Source organism: Janthinobacterium sp. C22 (assembly GCF_057919405.1).
Genome location: NZ_CP193659.1, coordinates 289,682 through 311,011, shown reverse-complemented (window position 1 = coordinate 311,011; position 21,330 = coordinate 289,682). Strand labels below are relative to the sequence as shown.

Genomic DNA, 21,330 nt, shown 5'->3' with positions numbered 1-21,330 from the left:
TTCTCTAAAATTCTTCCCACGCATCGCTGGCCGGCGCTTTCGGGCGCGCTGGCGTGGGCAGCATGGGCTTGTGCGCTGGCTGCCGGGGCTGCTGCGGCGCCGCATGCCCCGTTTCTTCCAGCTTGAAGACGCTGACCACCTGCGCCAGCCGGCCCGCCTGATCCTGCAGGGACTGGGCTGCCGCCGCCGCCTCTTCCACGAGGGCCGCGTTTTGCTGGGTAGCGTCATCCATCTGCGTGACCGTGGCATTGACTTGCGCGATGCCCTGGCTTTGCTCCTGGCTGGCCGAAGCGATCTCTCCCATCAGGTCGGCCACCCTCTGCACGGAGCCGACGATGTCCTGCATGGTGGTGCCGGCCGAGTCGACCAGCTTGCTGCCCGCTTCCACCTTGCTGCCCGAGTCGACGATCAGGTCCTTGATTTCCCTGGCTGCAGCCGCTGAGCGTTGCGCCAGGTTGCGCACCTCGGTTGCCACCACGGCAAAGCCGCGGCCCTGTTCGCCCGCGCGGGCCGCCTCGACGGCCGCGTTCAGGGCGAGGATATTGGTTTGGAAGGCAATGCCGTCGATCACGCCGATAATGTCCGCGATCTTGCGCGAACTTTCCGTAATCGCGCCCATCGTCTGCACGACTTGTCCGACCACTTCGCCGCCCTTGACGGCGTGGCTCGAGGCCGACACCACCAGTTGATTGGCCTGGCGCGCGTTGTCCGCATTCTGTTTCACGGTCGACGTCAGTTCTTCCATGGCTGCCGCCGTCTCTTCCAGGCTCGATGCCTGGGCTTCCGTGCGCGCCGACAGGTCCAGGTTGCCCGACGCGATCTGGCTCGATGCGCTGGCAATCGCCCCGGTACTGTCGCGAACTTCGCGTATCGTCACGTTCAGCGACGCGACGAAGCGGTTGAAGGCAGCCGCCAGCGCGCCGACCTCGTCTTCCGATTCGACGGGCATGCGGCGGCTCAGGTCGCCATTCCCGCTGGCGATTTCGCTGAGCATGTCCGCTGCCCGCGCCACAGGGGCGGCAATGGCGCGGCTGATGACATAAATGATGGCCAGGGCGATGCCGCCACCGACCAGGCCGGCGATCAGGGCGGCGATCAGGGCCGATCGCGTGACATTGCCCAGCACTTCCGCTTGCGGCACTTCGGCCATCACATACAGATTGAGTTCCGGCACGAAGGAAGCGGCGACGAACTGGCGTCCCGCGGGCGCGTCGTAGACGGCGTACGCGTATTTGTTGCCCGTCAGCAGGTTCTTGCTCAGCGTATCGCTGAAGCCGGGCAGATCTTTGAGTGCATGCTTGCCGTCGGCCAGGGCCGTGTCGCGGTGCACCAGCAGCACGCCATTGGCGCGCGCCAGGTAGACATGGCCCGTCTGCCCGATCTTGTAGCTGCGGATGGTGTCGGCCAGCGCATTGATGGACAGTCCGAGCCCGGCCGCGATCTGCTTGCCGCCCGCCGTCCGGCCACGCGCATTCAGGTACAGCATCAGGTCGCTGGAATTGTCCGCCTTGTCGATGTCGAGCGTATAGGCCTTGTCGCCGGCCAGCAAGCCATAGAACCACTGGTCGGCCGCCTGGTTCTTGTCCAGGGTGCGCAGCAAGCCTTCGGTGGTGAAATACTTGCCCGTGCTGGCCGAGGCCCAGTTGATCGAGGCGGCCTTGTTCTTTTCCTTGACCACGGTGGCGTAGCGCTGGAAGGTGGCGATACCGCTGTCGGGCAAGCCGGCGTCTTCCCAGTCTTGCAGATAAACATCGTTGGCCATGGTCTGTACCACGGACAGGGGTTGGCTGATCTGGCGCAGCACGTCGTTGCGGATCTCGCCCACCTGTGCTGGCAATTCCTGGCTGACGACGCGCTCGCGCACGTAATCGCTGCTCATGCGCACGCTGAGGAAAGACGAGATCGCCATGAAGAGCAGCAGGCACAAGCCCATGCTGAACAAGAGTTTTTTCTGGATGGAGAGGCGGCGCAGCAGAGACATGGAAGACCTTGGAGGATGGCCTGCACAATAGACAGAAAAGCGGGCAGGCGAGCGGCCAGTATACCGGCCGAGCCTGTCGTCCCACCGCACCATTGCTGCTTTTCGTTCACTAATGTTGCGTTGCGGCAACGCGTTTTTCCACATTGGCCCCGCGTGGCCGGAAAACGCCTCAGGCCGGCAAGCCGTGGGCGATCAATTCCAGCGGCAATTCCGTGCTGCACTTGATTTGTTCCATGGAAAAGGCGGACGACACGCCCGTCAGCTGCGCGGCCTTGATGAGCTTTTTATAGAAGGTATCGTAGCCCTTGATGTCGGTGGTGACGACTTTCAGCAGGTAGTCGATGTCGCCGCTCATGCGGTGAAATTCCTGTACCTCGGGCAAGACGATGACGGCGGCGGCAAAGCGGCGCAACCATTTTTCATCGTGCTGTCCCGTGCGCACGCTGACGAAGACGGTCACGGGCAATCCCACCTTTTGCCGGTTAACGATGGCCACGCGGTTTTCGATATAACCCTCTTCCTCCAGGCGCTTGACCCGCTTCCAGCATGGCGTGCTGGACAAACCGATCTTTTCGCTGAGGGCGGCGATCGACAGGGTGCCGTCCTGCTGCAGGGCGGCGAGGATGGCGCAGTCGAATTTGTCGAGCGAGACGTTTGGTGAATTCATTTTATTATTCCGGTTTTTATGGCATGAACATGCTACATAGTATCGTGTTTGCAGTGTCTTTTGGCATATCTTCACGGGGGCAGGCCGGTAGACTATCGAGATGTCCCAGCCGCTTGCGCTGCGCCTTTTTAACTGCGCCTTTTTTATAGAATATTCGGACTGCCATCATGAAAGAAATCTACCTCGACAGCAATGCCACCACTTGCGTGCTGCCCGCCGCCGTTGCCGCCGCCCGGCAAGCGATGGAGCAGGGCTATGGCAACCCCAGCAGCACCCATGCCACGGGTTTGCAGGCCAAGGCTATGATGGATGGCGTGCGCCGGCGCGCCGGCGGCTTGCTGGGCGTGGGCGACGGCCGATTGATGTTCAACAGCGGCGCCACCGAGGGCATCCAGACGGCCGTGCTGTCGGCCCTGTGCGCGCTGCGCGAACGGCGCGACGCGGGCAAGCGCATCGGCAGCCTGCTGCTGTATGGCGCGACTGAGCACAAGGCCGTGCCGGAGAGCCTGGCGCACTGGAACCGGTTACTGGGCCTGAACCTGGACGTGCGCAAGCTGCCCGTCGATGCGCAGGGGCGCCACGATCTGCAGGCGCTCGATGCGCTGATCGGCGAGGCGGCCATGCTGTGCACGATGGCGGCGAATAATGAAACCGGTGTCGTCAGCGATTTGTCCGCCATTGCCCAGCTGCTGCAGGAACGCGGTGCCGACGCTTACTGGATGGTCGATTGCGTGCAGGCGCTGGGCAAGCTGAAACTGAACCTGGCCGCCACGCGCATCGACTACGCGCCGTTTTCCGGCCACAAGCTGTATGCGCCCAAGGGCATCGGCATGCTGTATGTGCGCGCCGGCGCCCCGTTTACGCCCTTGATGATGGGCGGCGGCCAGGAAGCGGGCCTGCGCTCGGGCACGGAAAACATGGCCGGCATCGCCGCGCTGGGTGCCGTGCTGGCCGCGCTCGACGATGGCAAGACCTTCCGCAGCCACGCCGACCTGGCCGCTTTCCGCGAGCAGCTGGTGGCCAGCCTGGAACGCGCTTTTCCCGGCATCGTGTTCAATATGCCGTTCGATCTGTCCTTGCCGACGACGCTCAATTTTTCCGTGCCGGGCCTGTCCTCGAAAGAGCTGCTGGACCTGTTCGACGCGGCGCGCGTGCGCGTCAGCTCGGGCAGCGCGTGTTCCGCGGCCAAGGCGCTGCCCAGTTATGTGCTGGAAGCCATGCACGTGCCGCAATGGCGTGCCAGCTCGGCCATTCGCCTGTCGTTCGGCCCCCTGATCGATGCGGCGACGGTTAGCGCCGCCTGCGCGCGCATCGAGCGTTGCGGCGCAGCGCTGCGCAGCAGCTGCCTGCTGCCGTCGGCGCTGGCGCCATCGCCGCAGGACGGCGCGCAGGACGGCATAATCCAGCTGAGCGTCGATGGCCAGTGCACCTGGCTGATCAGCGATGCCGCCAGCGCCAGTTGCGTCGTCATCGATCCCGCCGCCGCGCTCGTGCCGCGCCTGGCCGCCTTCATCCGCTGCCAGCACCTGGCCCTGCGCGCCATCGTGCACACGGCGGCGCCATTGGACCATGGCGCCGCGCGCCTGTCGCTGCTGCAGGAACTCGAGATCGAACAAGTCGGTCACGTCGATATCGACGGTGAGCTGGCGCTGGGCCAGCAACGCCTGCGCCGCATCGAGTGCGGCGACACCCATGTGTACCTGCTGGGGCAGCATTTCGCCTTCATCGGCACCCTGGCGCCCGAGGCGTTGACGCCCTTGCTGGATGCGGCGCTGCTGACGCAAGACACGGTGCTGTGCGCGTCAGGCGACGACGGCGGCATCTGCGGCACCGTGGGCACCGCACGCGAAGGCGAGGCCGCCGCCAGCGCACTGCAGCTTGACGCGGCCGCCTTGCCCGCCTTCCTGCGCCAGCATCCCGACGCCATCCTCGTCGACGTGCGCGAGGCGTATGAACACGCGGCGTGCGCCGGCACGGTCTTCGAGGGCTGCGCGGTGCGCAGCGTACCGCTGAGCCGCTTGGCGGGGCAGGTGGCCGCCTGGCTGCAGCAGCCGCAGCGCCCGCTGGTGTTTTTCTGCCGCAGCGGCAACCGCAGCGCACGCGCCGCCGCCTGCCTGCGCCGCCTCGGCCACGGCGCGGCGTGGCAACTCAACGGCGGCATGGCGATGGCGGAGGCGACGCGCCATCCGCTGGCGATTGCGGCCTGAACTTCTTGAACTTTCTTCCATGAAATATTGCACCGTGCCATCATCGGCACGGTGCGCGCCGCGCCTTTTCTTTCATTCATTTCCTGTCGGCATCTTTCTGCCATTCAAGGCGCTGATTTCTGTACTGAAACCTCCCCAATGCGTCGAGTATGTACGCTAGCGCACGGTCTTGCGCACAGGGCACCCCTACGATGAAGTTCAGAAAATCTCCCTATACCCTGAGATTCGTCGCAACGCTCCGGCGCTTCGCTTTCCGTCTTCGCCAGTGTCCGATCGTGTTCTTCCAGACTGGGCCCGCATGACGGTGGCCGCTGGTTGCCTGCGCGCACCTAGCGAGGCCCAAGTTGAAAGAGTACACAGCAGTTGTCACGCAGCAGATCAAGGAACAGGTTTCCAAAGTCAAAGAAATCTTCCGCGACCATTCCCTTGCACCGGACTCCTTCGACGCCGCGCGCGACGATGCCTTGCCCCTGCGTTCGGAATTATTCAGCGCCATGCAGATGGCCGCCCACGGCAAGCACGTGGCCGCCGGTCATGCGGTGGGCAGGCATCATGGCCGCGACCGCCTGCTGGCGCGCCTGGCCGACAATGCGGCCCTGATCACGGCCACCGTCAATGAGCTGACGGCGACCGTCAAAAGCGGGCGCCAGGTCACGCCCGCCTCGGAATGGCTGCTGGATAATTTTTACCTGATCGAAGAGCAGATCCGCACCACGCGGCGCCACTTGCCGAAGAACTACAGCAAGGAGTTGCCACGGCTGAGTTCCGGCGTGGATGCGGGCTGCCCGCGCGTGTATAAAATCGCGCTGGAAATCATCTCGCACGGCGATGGCCGCGTCGACCTGGAAAACCTGTGCCACTTCGTCGAGGCGTACCAGGACGTGGCCACCTTGACCCTGGGTGAACTGTGGGCCGTGCCCATCATGCTGCGCCTGGCCCTGATCGAAAACCTGCGCCGCGTCGCCGCGCGCGTGGCCGACGACCGCATGCAGCGGGACCTGGCCAATACCTGGGCCGACCAGATGACGGAGATCGCCGAGCGCAATCCCAGCGGCTTGATCCTGCTGGTGGCCGACATGGCCCGTTCGAATCCGCCGATGACCAGCGCCTTCGTGGCCGAATTGTCGCGCCGCCTGCAGGGACAGAGTTCCTCGCTGACCCTGGCGCTGTCGTGGCTGACGCACAAGCTGGCCGAGTCGGGCCTCACCATCGAGCAGCAGATCCAGTCCGAAATCGGACAGCAGGCGGCCGACCAGGTCTCGATCGCCAACAGCATCGGCAGCCTGCGTTTTCTCGGCACCATGGATTGGCAGGAGTTCGTCGAGACGATGAGCGTGGTCGAGCAGACCCTGCGCCTGGACCCGGCCGGCACGTATGGCTTGATGGATTTCGCCACGCGCGACAGCTACCGCCACGCCATCGAACGCATCGCCAGGCGCAGCGCGCGCAGCGAAGTGGAAGTGGCCGAAATGGTGGTGCAGCTGGCGCACACGCACGGCAACGGCAATGACGCGCGCCGCGGCCATATCGGCTTTTACCTGGTCGGGCGCGGCGTGCTGGTATTGGAAAAGCAGGCTGGCGCCAGGCTGCCCTTCATCGAGGCGCTGCAGCATACGGCGCGCGCCGCGCCGCTGGCCGTCTATCTGGGGGCGATCTCGTTCCTGACCCTGGCGACGAGCGCCTTGCTGCTCGAGCGCGCCGTGCGCCATGGCGTGCAGGGCTGGCCCCTGGCGGCGCTGGGCGCGCTGGCGCTGCTGGGCAGCAGCCAGCTGGCCGTGGCCGTGGTGAACTGGCTGGCAACCTTGATGACGTCGCCGCATCCGCTGCCGCGCATGGATTACCAGGCCGGCATTCCGTCCGATGCGCGCGGCATCGTCGTGGTGCCGACCCTGATCTACAGCGAGGATAACGTGGCGGCCCTGTGCGAGGCGCTGGAAGTGCGCTATCTCGCCAACCGCGACCCGAACCTGCGTTTCTGCCTGCTGACGGACTTTGTCGATGCGTCCGCGCAAACGATGCCCGGCGACGAAGCCCTGCTGCGCCAGGCGCAGGAGACCATCCGTGGCCTGAACGAGAAATACCGCGTGGAGGGCGCCGAGTTCAAGGACAACGGCGACCCGGCCGACCCGGAAGAGCTGGGCCATGTGGGGCCGTTCCTGCTGCTGCACCGTCCGCGCCTGTGGAATTCGCAGCAGAATGCGTGGATGGGGCAGGAGCGCAAGCGCGGCAAATTGTCCGACCTGCACGCGTTTTTGCGCGGCGGCGCGCGCGACAGATTCTCGCTGGTGGAAGGCGAGTTGCGCGGCCTGCGCACGATCAAATACGTGATCACGCTCGACACCGATACGCAGCTGCCGCGCGACGCGGCGCGCGAATTCATCGCCACCATGATGCATCCGCTGAACCGTCCCGTGCTGGACGCGGCCGGCACGCGCGTGGTGGCCGGCTACGGCATCCTGCAGCCGCGCGTGGCCGTGGCCCTGCCCAGCGCGAACGCGTCGCGCTACGAGCTGCTGTGCGGCGGCGAACCGGGCATCGACCCGTACACGCGCACCGTCTCCGACCTGTATCAGGACGTGTTTTATGAAGGCTCGTTCATCGGCAAGGGCATCTATGACCTCGACATGTTCGAGCGCGTGCTGGGCCAGCGCCTGCCCGACAATAAAATCCTCAGCCACGACCTGCTGGAAGGCTGCTACCTGCGCGCCGGCCTGCTCAGCGACTCGCAGCTGTATGAAGAATATCCGGCCCGCTACGACGCCGACGTCAGCCGCCGCCAGCGCTGGATCCGCGGCGACTGGCAGCTGATCGGCTGGCTGCTGGGCCGGGTGCCGGGCCGCGCCGGCAAGCGCGAACGCAATCCTTTGTCGATGCTGTCGCGCTGGAAGCTGTTCGACAACCTGCGCCGCAGCGTCGTGGCGCCGGCCACCACCGTGTCCCTGTTGCTGGTGTGGGGCTTCCTGCCGCACGTGGCCTTCTGGAGCGCGGCCGTACTGGCCATCATCTTCCTGCCGCCCGTCTTTTCGGCCCTGTACGATCTGCTGCGCAAGCCGCGCGACACCCTGTGGCGCCAGCATCTGGCGGCCTTCGAGCGGCGCTGCGGCGTGCAGTTTTCGCACGCCATGCTGACCCTCGTCTTCCTGCCGTACGAAGCGTGGATCAGCCTGGACGCCATCGCACGCACGCTGTGGCGCCTGGGCGTGTCGCACAAGCACTTGCTCGACTGGCGCGCCTCGAACCTGCACAGCTCTTCCGGCAGTCAAGCCGACAGCTGGCGCGCCATGTGGTGCTCGCCCGCGCTGGCGCTGGCCACCTTCGGCGCCTTGCTGTACTGGCGCCCGGCCGCCTTGCCCGCCGCCGCCGTGGTGCTGCTGCTGTGGCTGGCCGCGCCCGCCATCGCCTGGTGGATCAGCCGTCCCATCGAGCGGGCCGTGGCGCGCCTGTCTGCCGAGCAGGGACGTTTCCTGCATGGCGTGGCGCGCAAGACCTGGGCGTATTTCGATACCTTCGTCGGGCCGGACGACCACTGGTTGCCGCCCGATAACATGCAGGAGCATCCGAACCTGGTGGTGGCGCACCGCACCTCGCCGACGAATATCGGCCTGGCGCTGCTGGCCAATCTGACGGCCTACGATTTCGGCTATGTGACCCTGGGCCAGTTGATCGAGCGCAGCCGCGCCACCTTGCACAGCATGGGCGAGCTGGAGCGCTTCCAGGGCCATTTCTATAACTGGTACGACACGCAAACGCTCAAGGCGTTGCAGCCGATGTATATCTCGACGGTCGACAGCGGCAACCTGGCCGGCCATCTGCTGACCTTGCAGCCGGGACTGGTGGAACTGTACGACGCCCCCATCATCGGCGCGCAGGTGGCGCAGGGCATCCGCACGACGGCGCAGGTGCTGCAGGAATTCATCGCCGCCGAAGGCGAGGGCAAGGCCATGCGCGAGAGCATGGGCCTGCTGCAGGCGCCCGCCGCGCCCGCCACCCTGGCCGAATGGCATGCCTACCTGAGTGCCGCGAACGGCGCGGCCGAGGCGTTGCTGTCGCTGACCCTGCACAGCGAGGATGGCGAATTGTCCATGTGGACGGGCGCGCTGGCGCGCCAGTGCCGCGCGGCGCTGGCCGAGCTGCTGCAACTGGCGCCGTGGGCGGCGCAGGCGGGTGTCGATCCTGCATGGCTGCGCGTGCCGACCCTGCGCGAACTGGCCAACCTGGAAGCGCCGCAAGACACGCCTGCCGAGCTGGCCGCCTTGCTGGCGCAGGGCCGCGAACAGGCGGGTCGCCACATGCGCGACATCGCCCACGCGGCGGGCCAGGCGCGCGACTTCGCGCAGATCGAATACGGCTTCCTGTACAACCCGTCGACCAAGCTGCTGGCCATCGGCTACAACGTCAGCGAACGGCGCCTGGATCCCAGCTACTACGATTTATTGGCCTCCGAAGTGCGTCTGGCCAGCTTCATCGCCATCGCCCAGGGGCAGCTGCCGCAGGAGCACTGGTTCGCCCTGGGCCGCCAGCTGTGCATGGTGGCCGGCCAGCCCGTGCTGCTGTCGTGGAGCGGTTCGATGTTCGAGTACCTGATGCCGCTCCTGGTGATGCCGAACTACCCGAACACCCTGCTCGACCAGACCTACCACTCCGTCATCGAGGCGCAGATCGACTATGGCCGCCAGCGCGACGTGCCGTGGGGGATTTCCGAATCCGGCTACAACACGGTCGACGCCAGCCTGAATTACCAGTACCGCGCCTTCGGCGTGCCGGGCCTGGGTCTGAAGCGTGGCCTGGCCGACGATCTGGTGGTGGCGCCGTATGCCAGCATGATGGGCTTGATGGTGCAGCCGGAAGCGTCGTGCCAGAACCTGCAGCGCATGCAGGCGGCCGGCTACATGGGCCGCTACGGCTTTTTTGAGGCCATCGATTTCACCACCGCGCGCCTGCCGCGCGGGCAGGGCAGCGCCGTCATCCGCTCCTTCATGGTGCACCACCAGGGCATGGGTTTTCTGGCCCTCAGCTACCTGCTGCACGACCGCCCGATGCAGCGCCGTTTCGAGTCCGATCCGCTGCTGCAATCGGCCTTGCTGGTGCTGCAGGAACGCACGCCGCAGGCCGGCGCGTTTTACTCGAACACGGCCGAACTGGCGGTGCTGCGCAGCGGCGCGCCGGAGCAGGCCATGCCGATGCGCATCCTCACGCAGGCCAACAGTGCCGTGCCGGAAACGCAGCTGCTGTCGAATGGCCGCTACCACGTCATGGTGAGCAATGCGGGCGGCAGCTACAGCCGCTGGAAAGACCTGTCCGTGACGCGCTGGCGCGAAGACAGCACGCGCGACAACTGGGGCAATTTCTGCTACCTGCGCGACCTCGACGACGGTGAAGTCTGGTCCACCATGTACCAGCCGACCCTGGCCGAACCGAAGAAATACGAGGTGATTTTCTCCGAGGGGCGGGCGGAGTTCCGCCGCGCCGACCATGGCCTCGACCTGTACACGGAAATCGTCGTCTCGCCCGAGGACGACATCGAAATCCGCCGCACCCGCATCAGCAATAATTCGAACCGTCAGCGGCGCATCGAGATCACCAGTTTTGCCGAAGTGGTGATGGCGCCGGCGGCGGCCGACGCGGCCCACCCGGCGTTCAGCAAGCTGTTCGTGCAGACGGAAATCCTCGCGCATGAAAAGGCGATCCTGTGCACGCGCCGGCCCCGCTCGAAGGATGAGCAGATGCCGTGGCTGCTGCATGTGATGACCGTGCACGATATCGAGCGCTACGAGGTATCGTTCGAGACGGACCGCGCGCGCTTCATCGGCCGCGGCAACACGGCGCAGCTGCCGCAGGCGCTGCAGGAGAGCGGGCCGCTCAGCGGCGGCCAGGGTTCCGTGCTCGACCCCATCGTGGCCATCCGCTACGTCATCACGCTCGAACCCGACCAGGCCGTCACCGTCGACAGCGTCACCGGCATGGTGGAGCAGCGCGATGCGGCGCTGCACCTGATCGACAAATACCAGGACCGCCATCTGGCCGACCGCGTCTTCGAACTGGCCTGGACGCACAGCCAGGTGGTGCTGCGCCAGTTGAACGCCAGCGAAGCGGACGCGCAGCTGTATGCGCGCCTGGCCAACGCCGTGATCTATCCGAATGCGGCTTTGCGCGCCGAAGCGAGCATCCTGATCAAGAACCAGCGCGGCCAGTCCGGCCTGTGGGCGTATGCCATTTCCGGCGACCTGCCCATCGTGCTGCTGCAGATACGTGACGCGGCCAATATCGAACTGGCGCGCCAGATGGTGCAGGCGCATGCCTACTGGCGCCTGAAAGGATTGATCGTCGACCTGGTGATCTGGTACGAAGAGCAGTCGGGCTACCGCCAGCTGCTGCACGACCAGATCATGGGCTTGATCGCCTCGGGCATCGATGCGCAGGCGATCGACCGCCCGGGCGGCATCTTCGTGCGCCTGGCCGAGCAGATCGCCAACGAAGACCGCATCTTGCTGCAATCGGTGGCGCGCGCCATCATCAGCGACTTGCGCGGCACCCTGGCCGAGCAGGTCAAGCGCCCGCCTAGCCCCGTGCTGCGCATGCCGCCGCTGCTGCAGGACCCTGCGCGCGAGCATGGCGGCGTGCCGTACCGGGCGCCGCAGCGCGAGCTGATCCTGGAAAATGGCCTGGGCGGTTTCACGCCCGATGGGCGCGAATACGTGATCACCACGGCGGAAGGCAAGCAGACGCCGGCACCGTGGTCGAACGTGCTGGCCAATGCGCAATTCGGCACGGTGGTGTCGGAAGCCGGCCAGGCGTACACGTGGAGCGAGAATGCGCATGAATTCCGCCTCACGCCATGGCAGAACGACCCCGTGTCCGACCTGTCCGGCGAAGCGTTTTATGTGCGCGACGAGCAGACCGGCCAGTTCTGGTCGCCCTCGTCCCTGCCCGCGCGCGGCAGCGGCGACTACGTGACGCGCCACGGTTTCGGCTACAGCATTTTTGAGCACAGCGAGGGCGGCATCGCCACCGAGCTGTGCACCTATGTGGCGCTCGATGCGGCCGTCAAATACTCGGTCATCAAGGTGCGCAACGACAGCGGCGTGCCGCGCCGCCTGTCCGTCACCGGTTACGTGGAATGGGTGATGGCGGACCTGCGCGCCAAGTCCGGCATGCATGTGGCCACCGAAGTCGATACGATCAGCGGCGCGCTGTTTGCGCGCAATAACTACAACACGGAGTTTTCCGGCCGCGTCGGCTTTTTCAATACGGACGCCAGCATCCGTTCCATCACCTGCGACCGCAATGAATTCATCGGCCGCAACGGCAGCTTGGCGCAGCCGGCGGCGCTGCGCCGCGTGCGCCTTTCCGGCAAGGCGGGCACGGGGCTGGACCAGTGTGCCGCCATCCAGGTGCCGTTCGAACTGCAGCCGGGACAGGAGCGCGAAATCGTCTTCCTGCTCGGCGTGGGCGGGCGCCGCAATGCCGACGCCAGCACCATGGTGCAGCGCCATGCGGGCAAGGAAGCGGCCCGCATGGCGCTCGACGCGGTACGCGCGCACTGGGAAAGCACCCTGGGCGCCGTGCGCATCGAGACGCCAGACCCGTCGCTCGACGTGATCGCCAATGGCTGGCTGATGTACCAGACCATCGCCTGCCGTCTGTGGGCGCGCAGCGGCTATTACCAGTCGGGCGGCGCCTACGGTTTCCGCGACCAGTTGCAGGACGCGATGGCGATGATCCACACGGCGCCGCAGCTGCTGCGCAAGCACCTGCTGCTGTGCGCGGCGCACCAGTTTGTCGAAGGCGACGTGCAGCACTGGTGGCATCCGCCGTCGGACCGGGGCGTGCGCACGCACTGCTCCGACGATTATCTGTGGCTGCCGCTGGCCGCCTGCCGCTATGTGATCGCCACGGGCGACGTCAACGTGCTGTCGGAAGTGGCGCCCTTCATCGAGGGGCGGGCCGTCAAGCCGGAAGAGGATTCCTACTATGACTTGCCGGTGCGTTCGGGCGAGTCGGCCGACCTGTATGAACACTGCGTGCGCGCCATCCGCCATGGCTTGCGCCTGGGCGTGCACGGCTTGCCGCTGATCGGTTCCTGCGACTGGAACGACGGCATGGACAAGGTGGGCGAACACGGCAAGGGCGAGAGCGTGTGGCTGGCCTTCTTCCTGTACGAAGTGCTGCAGCGTTTCGCCGAAGTGGCCATGCTGCGCGGCGATGCTGCGTTCGCCCAGTGCTGCCGCGACGAAGCCGTGAAACTGGCGGCCAACGTCGAGGAACACGCGTGGGATGGCGAGTGGTACCGGCGCGCGTATTTCGACGACGGCACGCCACTGGGCTCGCACACGAACGAGGAATGCCAGATCGATTCGATTTCGCAAAGCTGGGGCGTGCTGTCGGGCGCCGCCAACAAGGAGCGGGTCGCCGGCGCCATGCGCCAGGTCGATGCGCGCCTCGTGCGCCGGGACTCCGGCGTGATCCAGCTGCTCGACCCGCCGTTCGACAAGGCCGATCTCAATCCCGGCTACATCCGCGGCTATGTGCCGGGCGTGCGCGAAAACGGCGGCCAGTACACGCATGCGGCCATCTGGACGGCGATGGCGTTTGCCCGCATGGGCGATGGCGAAAAGGCGTGGGAGCTGCTGCGCATGATCAATCCCGTGCGTCATGGCGTTGACGCGCAGGCGGTGGCGCGCTACAAGGTGGAGCCGTACGTGGTGACGGCCGACGTGTATGCCGTGGCGCCGCACGTGGGACGCGGCGGCTGGAGCTGGTACACGGGATCGTCGGGCTGGCTATACCGCCTGATCGTCGAATCCCTGCTCGGCTTGACGCGCGAAGCGAACGTGCTGCGTCTGGCGCCGACCATGCCGGCCGAATGGGACGGCTTCAAGCTGCATTACCGCTTCGGCGCCAGCAGCTATGCCATCACGGTGGAGCCGGCGCAGGGACGGCCTGCGGGGTTGTCGCTCGATGGCGTGGCGCAGGACGGCAACAGCATCGCCCTGCGCGACGAGAGCCGCGAGTATGCGGTGCTACTGCTGCTGTAGTCGCGTCGTCGTGTCTTGCCACTTCTCTTGCCCGGGACGGCGCCTGCCCGCCAGCAGGACCAGGCCGGCGCCGAACAGCAGCAGATCGCGCGTGCGTACTTCGGGCGCGGAAGGCGTTGCCGTCTGGTGGCGGTGCAAGGGTGCCGCTATGGCGGCGGGGAGGTGGCTGGCGCAAGCGGCCAGGCACAGCGCCGCCGCTTTTCTGTTCAACTGCATACTTTCCTCAAGAAAGCGCGCTGACCATTCGGGATCGGCGCGCCGGTATTCATGTTGCCGACATTGTAATTATGAGCATGAATATTGTAAATAGGAAATTATCCAGGACTGTCTCAAAATCCCAGAACCGCGCCCGCACCCAGCAGGGTGGCCACGCCCAGCACGGCAAAGATCAGGGCCGCGATGCCATGCACGAGGCGCAGCGGGACGCGGTTGGCGATCCTGTCGCCCAGGTAGACGGCGGGCACGTTGGCCAGCATCATGCCGAAGGTGGTGCCCAGCACGACGGAAACGATATCGTGGTAGCGCGCCGCCAGCGCCACCGTGGCCACCTGCGTCTTGTCTCCCATTTCCGCCATGAAGAAGGCGATCAGGGTGGTCAGGAAGACGCCGTACCTGGCCAGTTTCGTCTCATCTTCATCGAGCTTGTCGGGGATCAGGGTCCAGGCGGCCATGGCCAGGAACGATACGCCCAGCCCCCAGCGCAGCGCGTCGGGCCCCAGCATGCTGGTGATCCAGGCGCCGACGGCGGCGGCGAACGCGTGGTTGGCGACGGTGGCGACGAAGATGGCCAGCACGATGGGCAAAGGCTTGCGGAATTTGGCGGCCAGCAGAAAGGCCAGCAGTTGGGTTTTGTCGCCGATTTCAGCGAGACCGACGATGCCGGTGGAGATGAGGAATGCTTCCATGAGAGTGCAAGAGGTACGCGGGCCGGACGAATTAACCAATGATCCACGGGCGACTCCGGCCCATGCGGCCGCCCTGGATCAATGGTCTCGTCAAGTTCTGCAACCACCTGCACCATGGCCTGCGGGCCAATCATGTTGATACAGGTTCCCGCGGCAGGACCGCGGGACGACTACTCCCCAATGTTCGAGGCGCATCATACGCCTATGCCTGTTTCTGCGCCAGTGCCGCCGGCCGCCGGCGCCGTGCTGCGTGTGGGACTTGCACAACAATGATCGATTGCAAACAGACTCGACTTAGAATGCAGTTCTGTCCACGACTCCCAGATGGAATGCGCCATGCCGGTCCTTGTCCGCTTGCTTGCCCTGTGTTTGACCTTGCTTGCCCCCTTGTCCGGCCTGTGCGCCGCCGCGCCCTTCGACGACAAGTTCCGCCAACTGGAAGAACTGCTGCCCACGCCGAACAGCTACCGCACGGCGTCCGGCGCGCCCGGCCACGCCTACTGGCAGCAGCGCGCCGATTACGTGATCCGCGCCACGCTCGATGAAGCGCGCCGCGCCATCACGGCCAGCGAGCAGATCACCTATCACAACCGTTCGCCCGACAGCCTTGCGTATCTGTGGCTGCAGCTGGACCAGAATGGTTTGCGCCAGGATGCCGACCAGCGCCGCGTCCTGAGCGCGCCGTCGCGCCAGGCCTGGCTGAGCGGCAACGAAGACGAAGCGCTGAAATTCGAGGACTTGCGCGCCATCCATGCGGGGCGCGAGTTTGACGGCGGCTTCAAGCTCACCGCCGTGAAAGCGGCCAGCGGCAAGCCGCTGCCGTATGTGGTCAACCAGACCATGCTGCGCATCGATTTGCCGGTGGCGCTGGCGCCCGGCCAGAGCGTCACGTTCAACATCGACTGGTCGTACCGGATCAATGACCAGAAGGTGCTCGTCGAGCGCTCCGGCTACGAGTATTTTGAGGACGACAAGAACGCGATTTTCCAGATCGCGCAGTGGTTTCCGCGCATGGCCGCGTATTACGACGTCACCGGCTGGCAGCACAAGCAGTTCCTCGGTTCCGGCGAATTCACGCTGGAGTTTGGCGACTACGAGCTGTACCTGACCGTGCCGGCCGACCACGTGGTGGCCGCCACGGGCGAGCTGCAAAACCCTGCTGGCGTCCTGAGCGCGGCGCAGCGCGAGCGCCTGGCACGGGCGAAAAACAGCGCGACGCCGCTGCTGGTGATCACGCCCGCCGAGGCGCTGGCGGCGGAAAAGGGCAAGCCGGCGGGGATGAAGACCTGGCATTTCAAGGCGGCCAATGTGCGCGACATGGCATGGGCCTCGAGCCGCAAGTTCATCTGGGATGCGCAGGGTTTGGACAGCGGCGGCAAGCGCGTGATGGCCATGTCCTACTATCCGAACGAGGGCAATCCGCTGTGGCAGCAGTACAGCACGCGCGCCGTCGTGCACGCGATCGAGCAGTACAACAAGTACAGTTTCGACTATCCGTATCCGAACGCGATCTCCGTCAACGGCGCCGTGGGCGGCATGGAGTATCCGATGATTGCGTTCAATGGCGGGCGTCCCGTGAAGGACAAGAAGACGGGGGAACTCACGTATTCGAAGACGGCCAAATATGACCTGATCGGCGTGATCATCCACGAGGTGGGCCACAATTATTTTCCCATGATCGTCAACTCGGACGAGCGCCAGTGGACGTGGATGGACGAGGGTCTCAATTCCTTCCTGCAGTACCTGGCCGAGCAGGCGTGGGAAGAGCATTTCCCGTCCTGGAATGGCGAGCCGCGCAAGATCGTCGATTACATGCGCAGCCAGAACCAGGTGCCCATCATGACCAATTCCGAGTCCTTGCTGCAGTTCACGGCGAACGCCTACGACAAGCCGGCCACGGCCCTCAACATCCTGCGCGAAACCATCCTCGGGCGCGAACTGTTCGACTTCGCCTTCAAGCAGTACGCCTTGCGCTGGAAGTTCAAGCGCCCGACGCCGGCCGACTTTTTCCGCACCATGGAAGACGCTTCCGGCACGGACCTGGACTGGTTCTGGCGCGGCTGGTTCTATACCACCGACGCCGTCGACATCAGCATCGACGGCATCAGCGAATATGGCGTGAGCACGAAGAATCCGGAAACGGAAAAGGCGTGGAAGAAGGCGCAGAAGGCGGCGCAGCCCATCTCGATCTCGGACCAGCGCAACAAGGCGCTGCCGAAGAAGGTGGATGCCGATCCGGCGCTGAAGGATTTCTATAACCGGCACGATGAATTCACGGTCACCAACAAGGACCGCAACAGCTATGCGGAAGAGCAGGAAACGCTGGAGCCGTGGGAGAAAAAGCTGCTGGAACAGCGTAACATGGGCAAGCATCTGTACCTGGTCGACTTTTCGAATCTCGGCGGCCTGGTGATGCCGCTGATCCTGGAAATCGAACTGAAAAGCGGCAAGAAAATCATCGAGCGCGTGCCGGCCGAAGTGTGGCGCTACGCGCCGCACAAGATCAGCAAGGTGATCATCACGGACGAGCCGATGGTGGGCCTGGTGCAGGACCCGTACTGGGAGACGGCCGACATCGACACCAGCAACAATAGCTGGCCGCGAAAGATCACGCCGTCGCGCCTGGAGCTGTTCAAGCAGGACCGGGACAAGCATAACCTGATGAAGGATTTTAATGTGCCGCTGAAGGCGCCCGAGGCCAAGCCGCAAGCCAGGGCAGAAGAAAAATAGGGAAACAGCGCCGGCCAGTCCGGCGCTTTTTTCTGCCGGCCTGCGCCGGAAGTGCTATTCTGCGCGACGCCCCGGCGCACACGGACCGGGGCTTTCGCAAATCATTCAAAAGACGACCATGCAAACTTTGACCTTCCTGCGCGCGCTGGGCTGTGCGCTACTTTGCCAGGTGACCCTGGCCGCGCACGCCGACCCCCTCAGCTACGCGCGCTACGACCAGGTGCGCACGCGCGACCTGCAGCTGGACCTGAAAGCCGACTTCAAGCAAAAGACGCTCTCCGGCTATGCCGAGCTGTCCTTGAACTGGATCGACCCGGCGGCGCGCACGCTGGTGCTCGATACGCGCGATCTGTCGATCGCCAAGGTGCAGGTACAGGACAAGCGCGGCGCATGGCAGATGGCGCCGTACCAGCTGGACAAGGCCGACGCGGAAAAGGGCCAGGCGCTGCGCATCACCACCACGGGCCAGCCGGGCAAGGTGCGCGTCTACTATCACACGGCGCCGAACGCCATCGCGCTGCAGTGGCTCACGCCGCAGCAGACGATGTCGGGCAAGCTGCCTTTCATGTTCAGCCAGTCGCAAAGCATCAACGCCCGCTCGTGGGTGCCGTCGCAGGATACGCCTGCCGTGCGTTTCACCTATAGCGCGCGCATCGAGGCGCCAAGCGGCATGCGCGTCGTGATGAGCGCCGAGAACGACGAAAAGGCGACGGGCAAGGGCGGCTGGAAATTCAGGATGCCGCAGCCGATTCCCTCGTACCTGCTGGCGATCGCCATCGGCGAACTGGAAGTGCGCAAGCTCGGCCCACGCTCCGCCGTGTATGCGGAACCGCCGCGCATCAAGGCGGCCGAATACGAGCTGGCCGACACGGAAAAGATGATCCAGGCGGCCGAGGCGCTGTACGGCCCTTATGGCTGGGGGCGCTACGACATGATCGTGCTGCCGCCTTCGTTCCCCTACGGCGGCATGGAAAACCCGCGCCTGACCTTCCTCACGCCGACCATGATCGCGGGCGACCGCAGCCTGGTCGACCTGATCGCGCATGAACTGGCCCACTCGTGGTCGGGCAACCTGGTCACCAACGCCTCGTGGAAGCACATGTGGCTCAACGAAGGCTTCACCACCTACGTCACGACGCGCATCGTCGAGCAGCTGTATGGCAGCGACGTGGCGCAGATGGGCGTGCAGGTCGACCAGGAAGAACTGGCCGCCTCGATCCGCGAATTGCCGGCCGCGAAAACGGCGCTGATCACGCGCGACGCCGACGCCAACCCGGCGGAAACGTACACGGACGACGGCATCATCTACCCTAAGGGCGCCTGGTTCCTGGCCACCATGGAGCGCCGCGCCGGCCGCGCCGTGTTCGACCCCTTCCTGCGCGGCTGGTTCGACCAGCATGCGTTCCAGAGCGTGACGACGGAGCAGTTCATCGCCTACCTGCGCAAGAACCTGCTGGCGCGGCATCCGGACGTCATGCCGGAAGCGGAGCTCGAGGAATGGCTGTATGGCACGGGCGTGCCGGCCAGCGCGCAGCGCGTGGTCTCGCCGCGCCTGGCGCTGCTCGACCAGCACCGCGACGCCTGGCTGAAAGGCGAGCTGGCGACGAAAGACCTGGGCATGGACAAGTGGATCGCCATCGAATCGATGCACTTCCTGAACGACATCAACAATAAGGCCAGCGCGGCGCAATTGCGTGAGCTGGACCAGGTCTACGGCGTGGGCAAGAGCGGCAACAATGAAGTCGCCTACCGCTTCTATCTGGCCTCCGTGAACGCCGGCTACGACGTGCGCCAGCCCTTGCAGGCATTCCTGCTGAGCGTGGGCCGCCAGAAGTTCGTCGTGCCCCTGTACAGCGCCTTGATGAAGACGCCGCAAGGCCATGCCTGGGCCAAGGACGTGTATGCGCAGGCGCGCGAACGCTACCACCCGGTGACGCAGGAAAGCGTCGATAAATTGATGGCCGCGCAAGCGCATTGAACCTTTCTTTGGACATCCTGACCATGCATACCATGAACCGCCTTGCCGCCGCCATCGTGCTGGCGTTTTCCGGCGTCAGCGTGCCGGCGCTGGCATTTGACGCCGCCCCCGTCGTTGCCGCAGCGCCCGCGCCTGCGCCGGCCTTCGATCTTGAGCGCGACGTCGCCACCGCCCTGAAAGTATTCGACGTGCCCGGCATGGCGATCGCCATCGTCAAGGATGGCAAGGTCGTCACCGCCAGGGGTTTTGGCGTGCGCAAGCTGGGCGAACCGGCCGCCGTCGATGCGCGGACCATGTTCGAGGTGGCATCGAACTCGAAGGGTTTCACGGCCGCCGCGCTGGCCATGCTGGTCGACGAGGGCAAGCTGGCCTGGGACGATCCCGTCACCAAGCATTTGCCCGGCTTCCAGATGCACGATTCCTACGTCACGGGCGCCATGACCATCCGCGACCTGCTGACGCACCGCAGCGGCCTGGGCCTGGGCGCCGGCGACTTGCTGTGGTGGCCCACCACCACGTTCAGCACCGACGAGATCATCGAGAAGCTGCGCTACATCCGTCCGGCCACGAGTTTTCGCAACAGCTATGCCTACGATAACCTGCTGTATATTGTGGCCGGCAAGATCATCGCCGACAAGGCGGGAAAAAGCTGGGGCGAGGCCATGCGTGAGCGCATCCTGGCGCCGCTGGGCATGACGGGCACCACCACCAGCCTGGCCGAGAATGCGGGCAATCCCGACGTCGCCAGCGCGCACAGCAAGATCGACGGCAGGATCGCCGCCGTCAAGTCGATGCCCGTGCCGAACGCCGTGGGCGCCGTCGGCATCAACACGAATGCGGAAGATATCGCCAAGTGGATGATGGTGCTGCTCGACGGCGGCAAGATCGCCGGCGTGCCGGGCAAGGACGGCAAGGAAGCGCGCCTGTTCAGCGAAAAGCAGGGCCGCGAAATGTGGACGGCGCAAACGCCGATCAAGATTCCCGAGCCGAAGCCGGCGCTGGCCGCGACGAAACCGAACTTCAGCGCATATGGCCTGGGCTTCCAGCTGCGCGACTACAAGGGCATGAAGGTCGCCATGCACGGCGGCGCGCTGCAGGGATTCTATTCGCGCGTGGTGATGGTGCCGGAAGCGAAACTGGGCGTGGCCATCCTCACCAATGCGGAAAATGGCGGCTCCATGACGGCGCTGCAATGGCGCATCCTCGACCATTACCTGCAGGCGGCGCCGTCGGACTGGCTGGCGCTGGTGGCCAAGGTGGAGCAGGACCAGCATGCGGAAGAAGTGAAAAAGCAGGGCAAGGCGTCGAGCGCGCGCGCGGCGAAATCGCAACCGTCGCTGCCGCTGGCGGCGTACGACGGCGAGTATGAGGACGCCTGGTATGGCAAGGTCGTGATCAGGCCGGAAGGCAAAAAACACATCCTCAGCTTCACGCGCACGCCGGACCTGACGGGCGAGCTGGAACACTGGCAGCACGACACCTTCATCGTGCGCTGGAAAGAGCGCAACTTCAATGCCGATGCCTACGTGACGTTCTCGCTCAACCCCGATGGCAGCATCGACCGCGTGAAGATGGCGCCCGTGTCGGCCGAGACGGATTTCAGCTACGACTTCCAGGACCTGAGCCTGGTGCCGGTGAAGCCGAAGGAAGCGAAGAAGTAAGGGGTCGCTACAAGAACCGCAGCCTGGGCTGCGGTTTTTTTCGCCTGTCGCCATGCAAATGCGCGACGGGAGGGGGGCGGGCCGGTTTTTATTCCATGAAAAGGGATGAAAAAGAAACGTTATCTTGATTTCTTGTTTGCGCATTTACTAACTTTTCAAGCTGCTA

The 21,330-nt window shown here is 65.0% G+C and carries 9 protein-coding genes and 1 riboswitch; of the genes, 5 read left to right on the top strand and 4 right to left on the bottom strand.

Annotated features, from left to right (window positions below; translation table 11 throughout):
* Positions 1-4 precede the first annotated feature (4 nt).
* Together ACRHIG_RS01345 and ACRHIG_RS01340 are read right to left on the bottom strand one after the other, a co-directional pair.
* Positions 5-1,981, bottom strand: a complete 1,977-nt coding sequence (locus ACRHIG_RS01345) for a methyl-accepting chemotaxis protein (RefSeq protein ID WP_489629163.1) — start codon at positions 1,979-1,981, stop codon at positions 5-7.
* A gap of 169 nt (positions 1,982-2,150) precedes the next feature.
* Positions 2,151-2,648: an Lrp/AsnC family transcriptional regulator gene (locus tag ACRHIG_RS01340; RefSeq protein WP_475413863.1), complete on the bottom strand. Its 498-nt coding sequence runs from the start codon at positions 2,646-2,648 to the stop codon at positions 2,151-2,153.
* 167 nt (positions 2,649-2,815) lie between these two features.
* Between ACRHIG_RS01340 and ACRHIG_RS01335 the strand changes: the two genes are divergently transcribed.
* Together ACRHIG_RS01335 and ACRHIG_RS01330 are read left to right on the top strand one after the other, a co-directional pair.
* Positions 2,816-4,855 (top strand): aminotransferase class V-fold PLP-dependent enzyme, encoded by a 2,040-nt coding sequence (locus ACRHIG_RS01335; protein WP_489629162.1) that lies wholly within the window; start codon positions 2,816-2,818, stop codon positions 4,853-4,855.
* 407 nt (positions 4,856-5,262) lie between these two features.
* On the top strand, positions 5,263-13,890 hold the full coding sequence (locus ACRHIG_RS01330; RefSeq protein WP_489630724.1) for a glycoside hydrolase family 94 protein: 8,628 nt from the start codon (positions 5,263-5,265) through the stop codon (positions 13,888-13,890).
* Here the strand turns inward: ACRHIG_RS01330 and ACRHIG_RS01325 are convergent.
* Positions 13,876-14,106 carry a hypothetical protein gene (locus tag ACRHIG_RS01325; protein ID WP_489629161.1) on the bottom strand — a complete coding sequence of 77 codons (231 nt, stop codon included), beginning with the start codon at positions 14,104-14,106 and terminating at the stop codon, positions 13,876-13,878. The genes ACRHIG_RS01330 and ACRHIG_RS01325 overlap by 15 nt on opposite strands.
* Before the next feature lie 113 nt (positions 14,107-14,219).
* A complete protein-coding gene (locus ACRHIG_RS01320) occupies positions 14,220-14,795 on the bottom strand; it encodes a TMEM165/GDT1 family protein (RefSeq protein ID WP_489629160.1) in 576 nt (191 codons plus the stop codon).
* 21 nt (positions 14,796-14,816) lie between these two features.
* A riboswitch (yybP-ykoY riboswitch) is annotated at positions 14,817-14,986 on the bottom strand.
* A 145-nt stretch (positions 14,987-15,131) separates the two neighbouring features.
* Here ACRHIG_RS01320 and ACRHIG_RS01315 point away from each other — a divergent pair.
* From ACRHIG_RS01315 to ACRHIG_RS01305, 3 genes are all read left to right on the top strand, one after another.
* Positions 15,132-17,525, top strand: a complete 2,394-nt coding sequence (locus tag ACRHIG_RS01315; RefSeq protein ID WP_489629159.1) for a M1 family metallopeptidase — start codon at positions 15,132-15,134, stop codon at positions 17,523-17,525.
* Between the two features lie 118 nt (positions 17,526-17,643).
* A complete protein-coding gene (locus tag ACRHIG_RS01310; RefSeq protein ID WP_489629158.1) occupies positions 17,644-19,503 on the top strand; it encodes a M1 family metallopeptidase in 1,860 nt (619 codons plus the stop codon).
* Positions 19,504-19,526: 23 nt separating this feature from the next.
* On the top strand, positions 19,527-21,164 hold the full coding sequence (locus tag ACRHIG_RS01305; protein ID WP_489629157.1) for a serine hydrolase: 1,638 nt from the start codon (positions 19,527-19,529) through the stop codon (positions 21,162-21,164).
* Positions 21,165-21,330 lie beyond the last annotated feature (166 nt).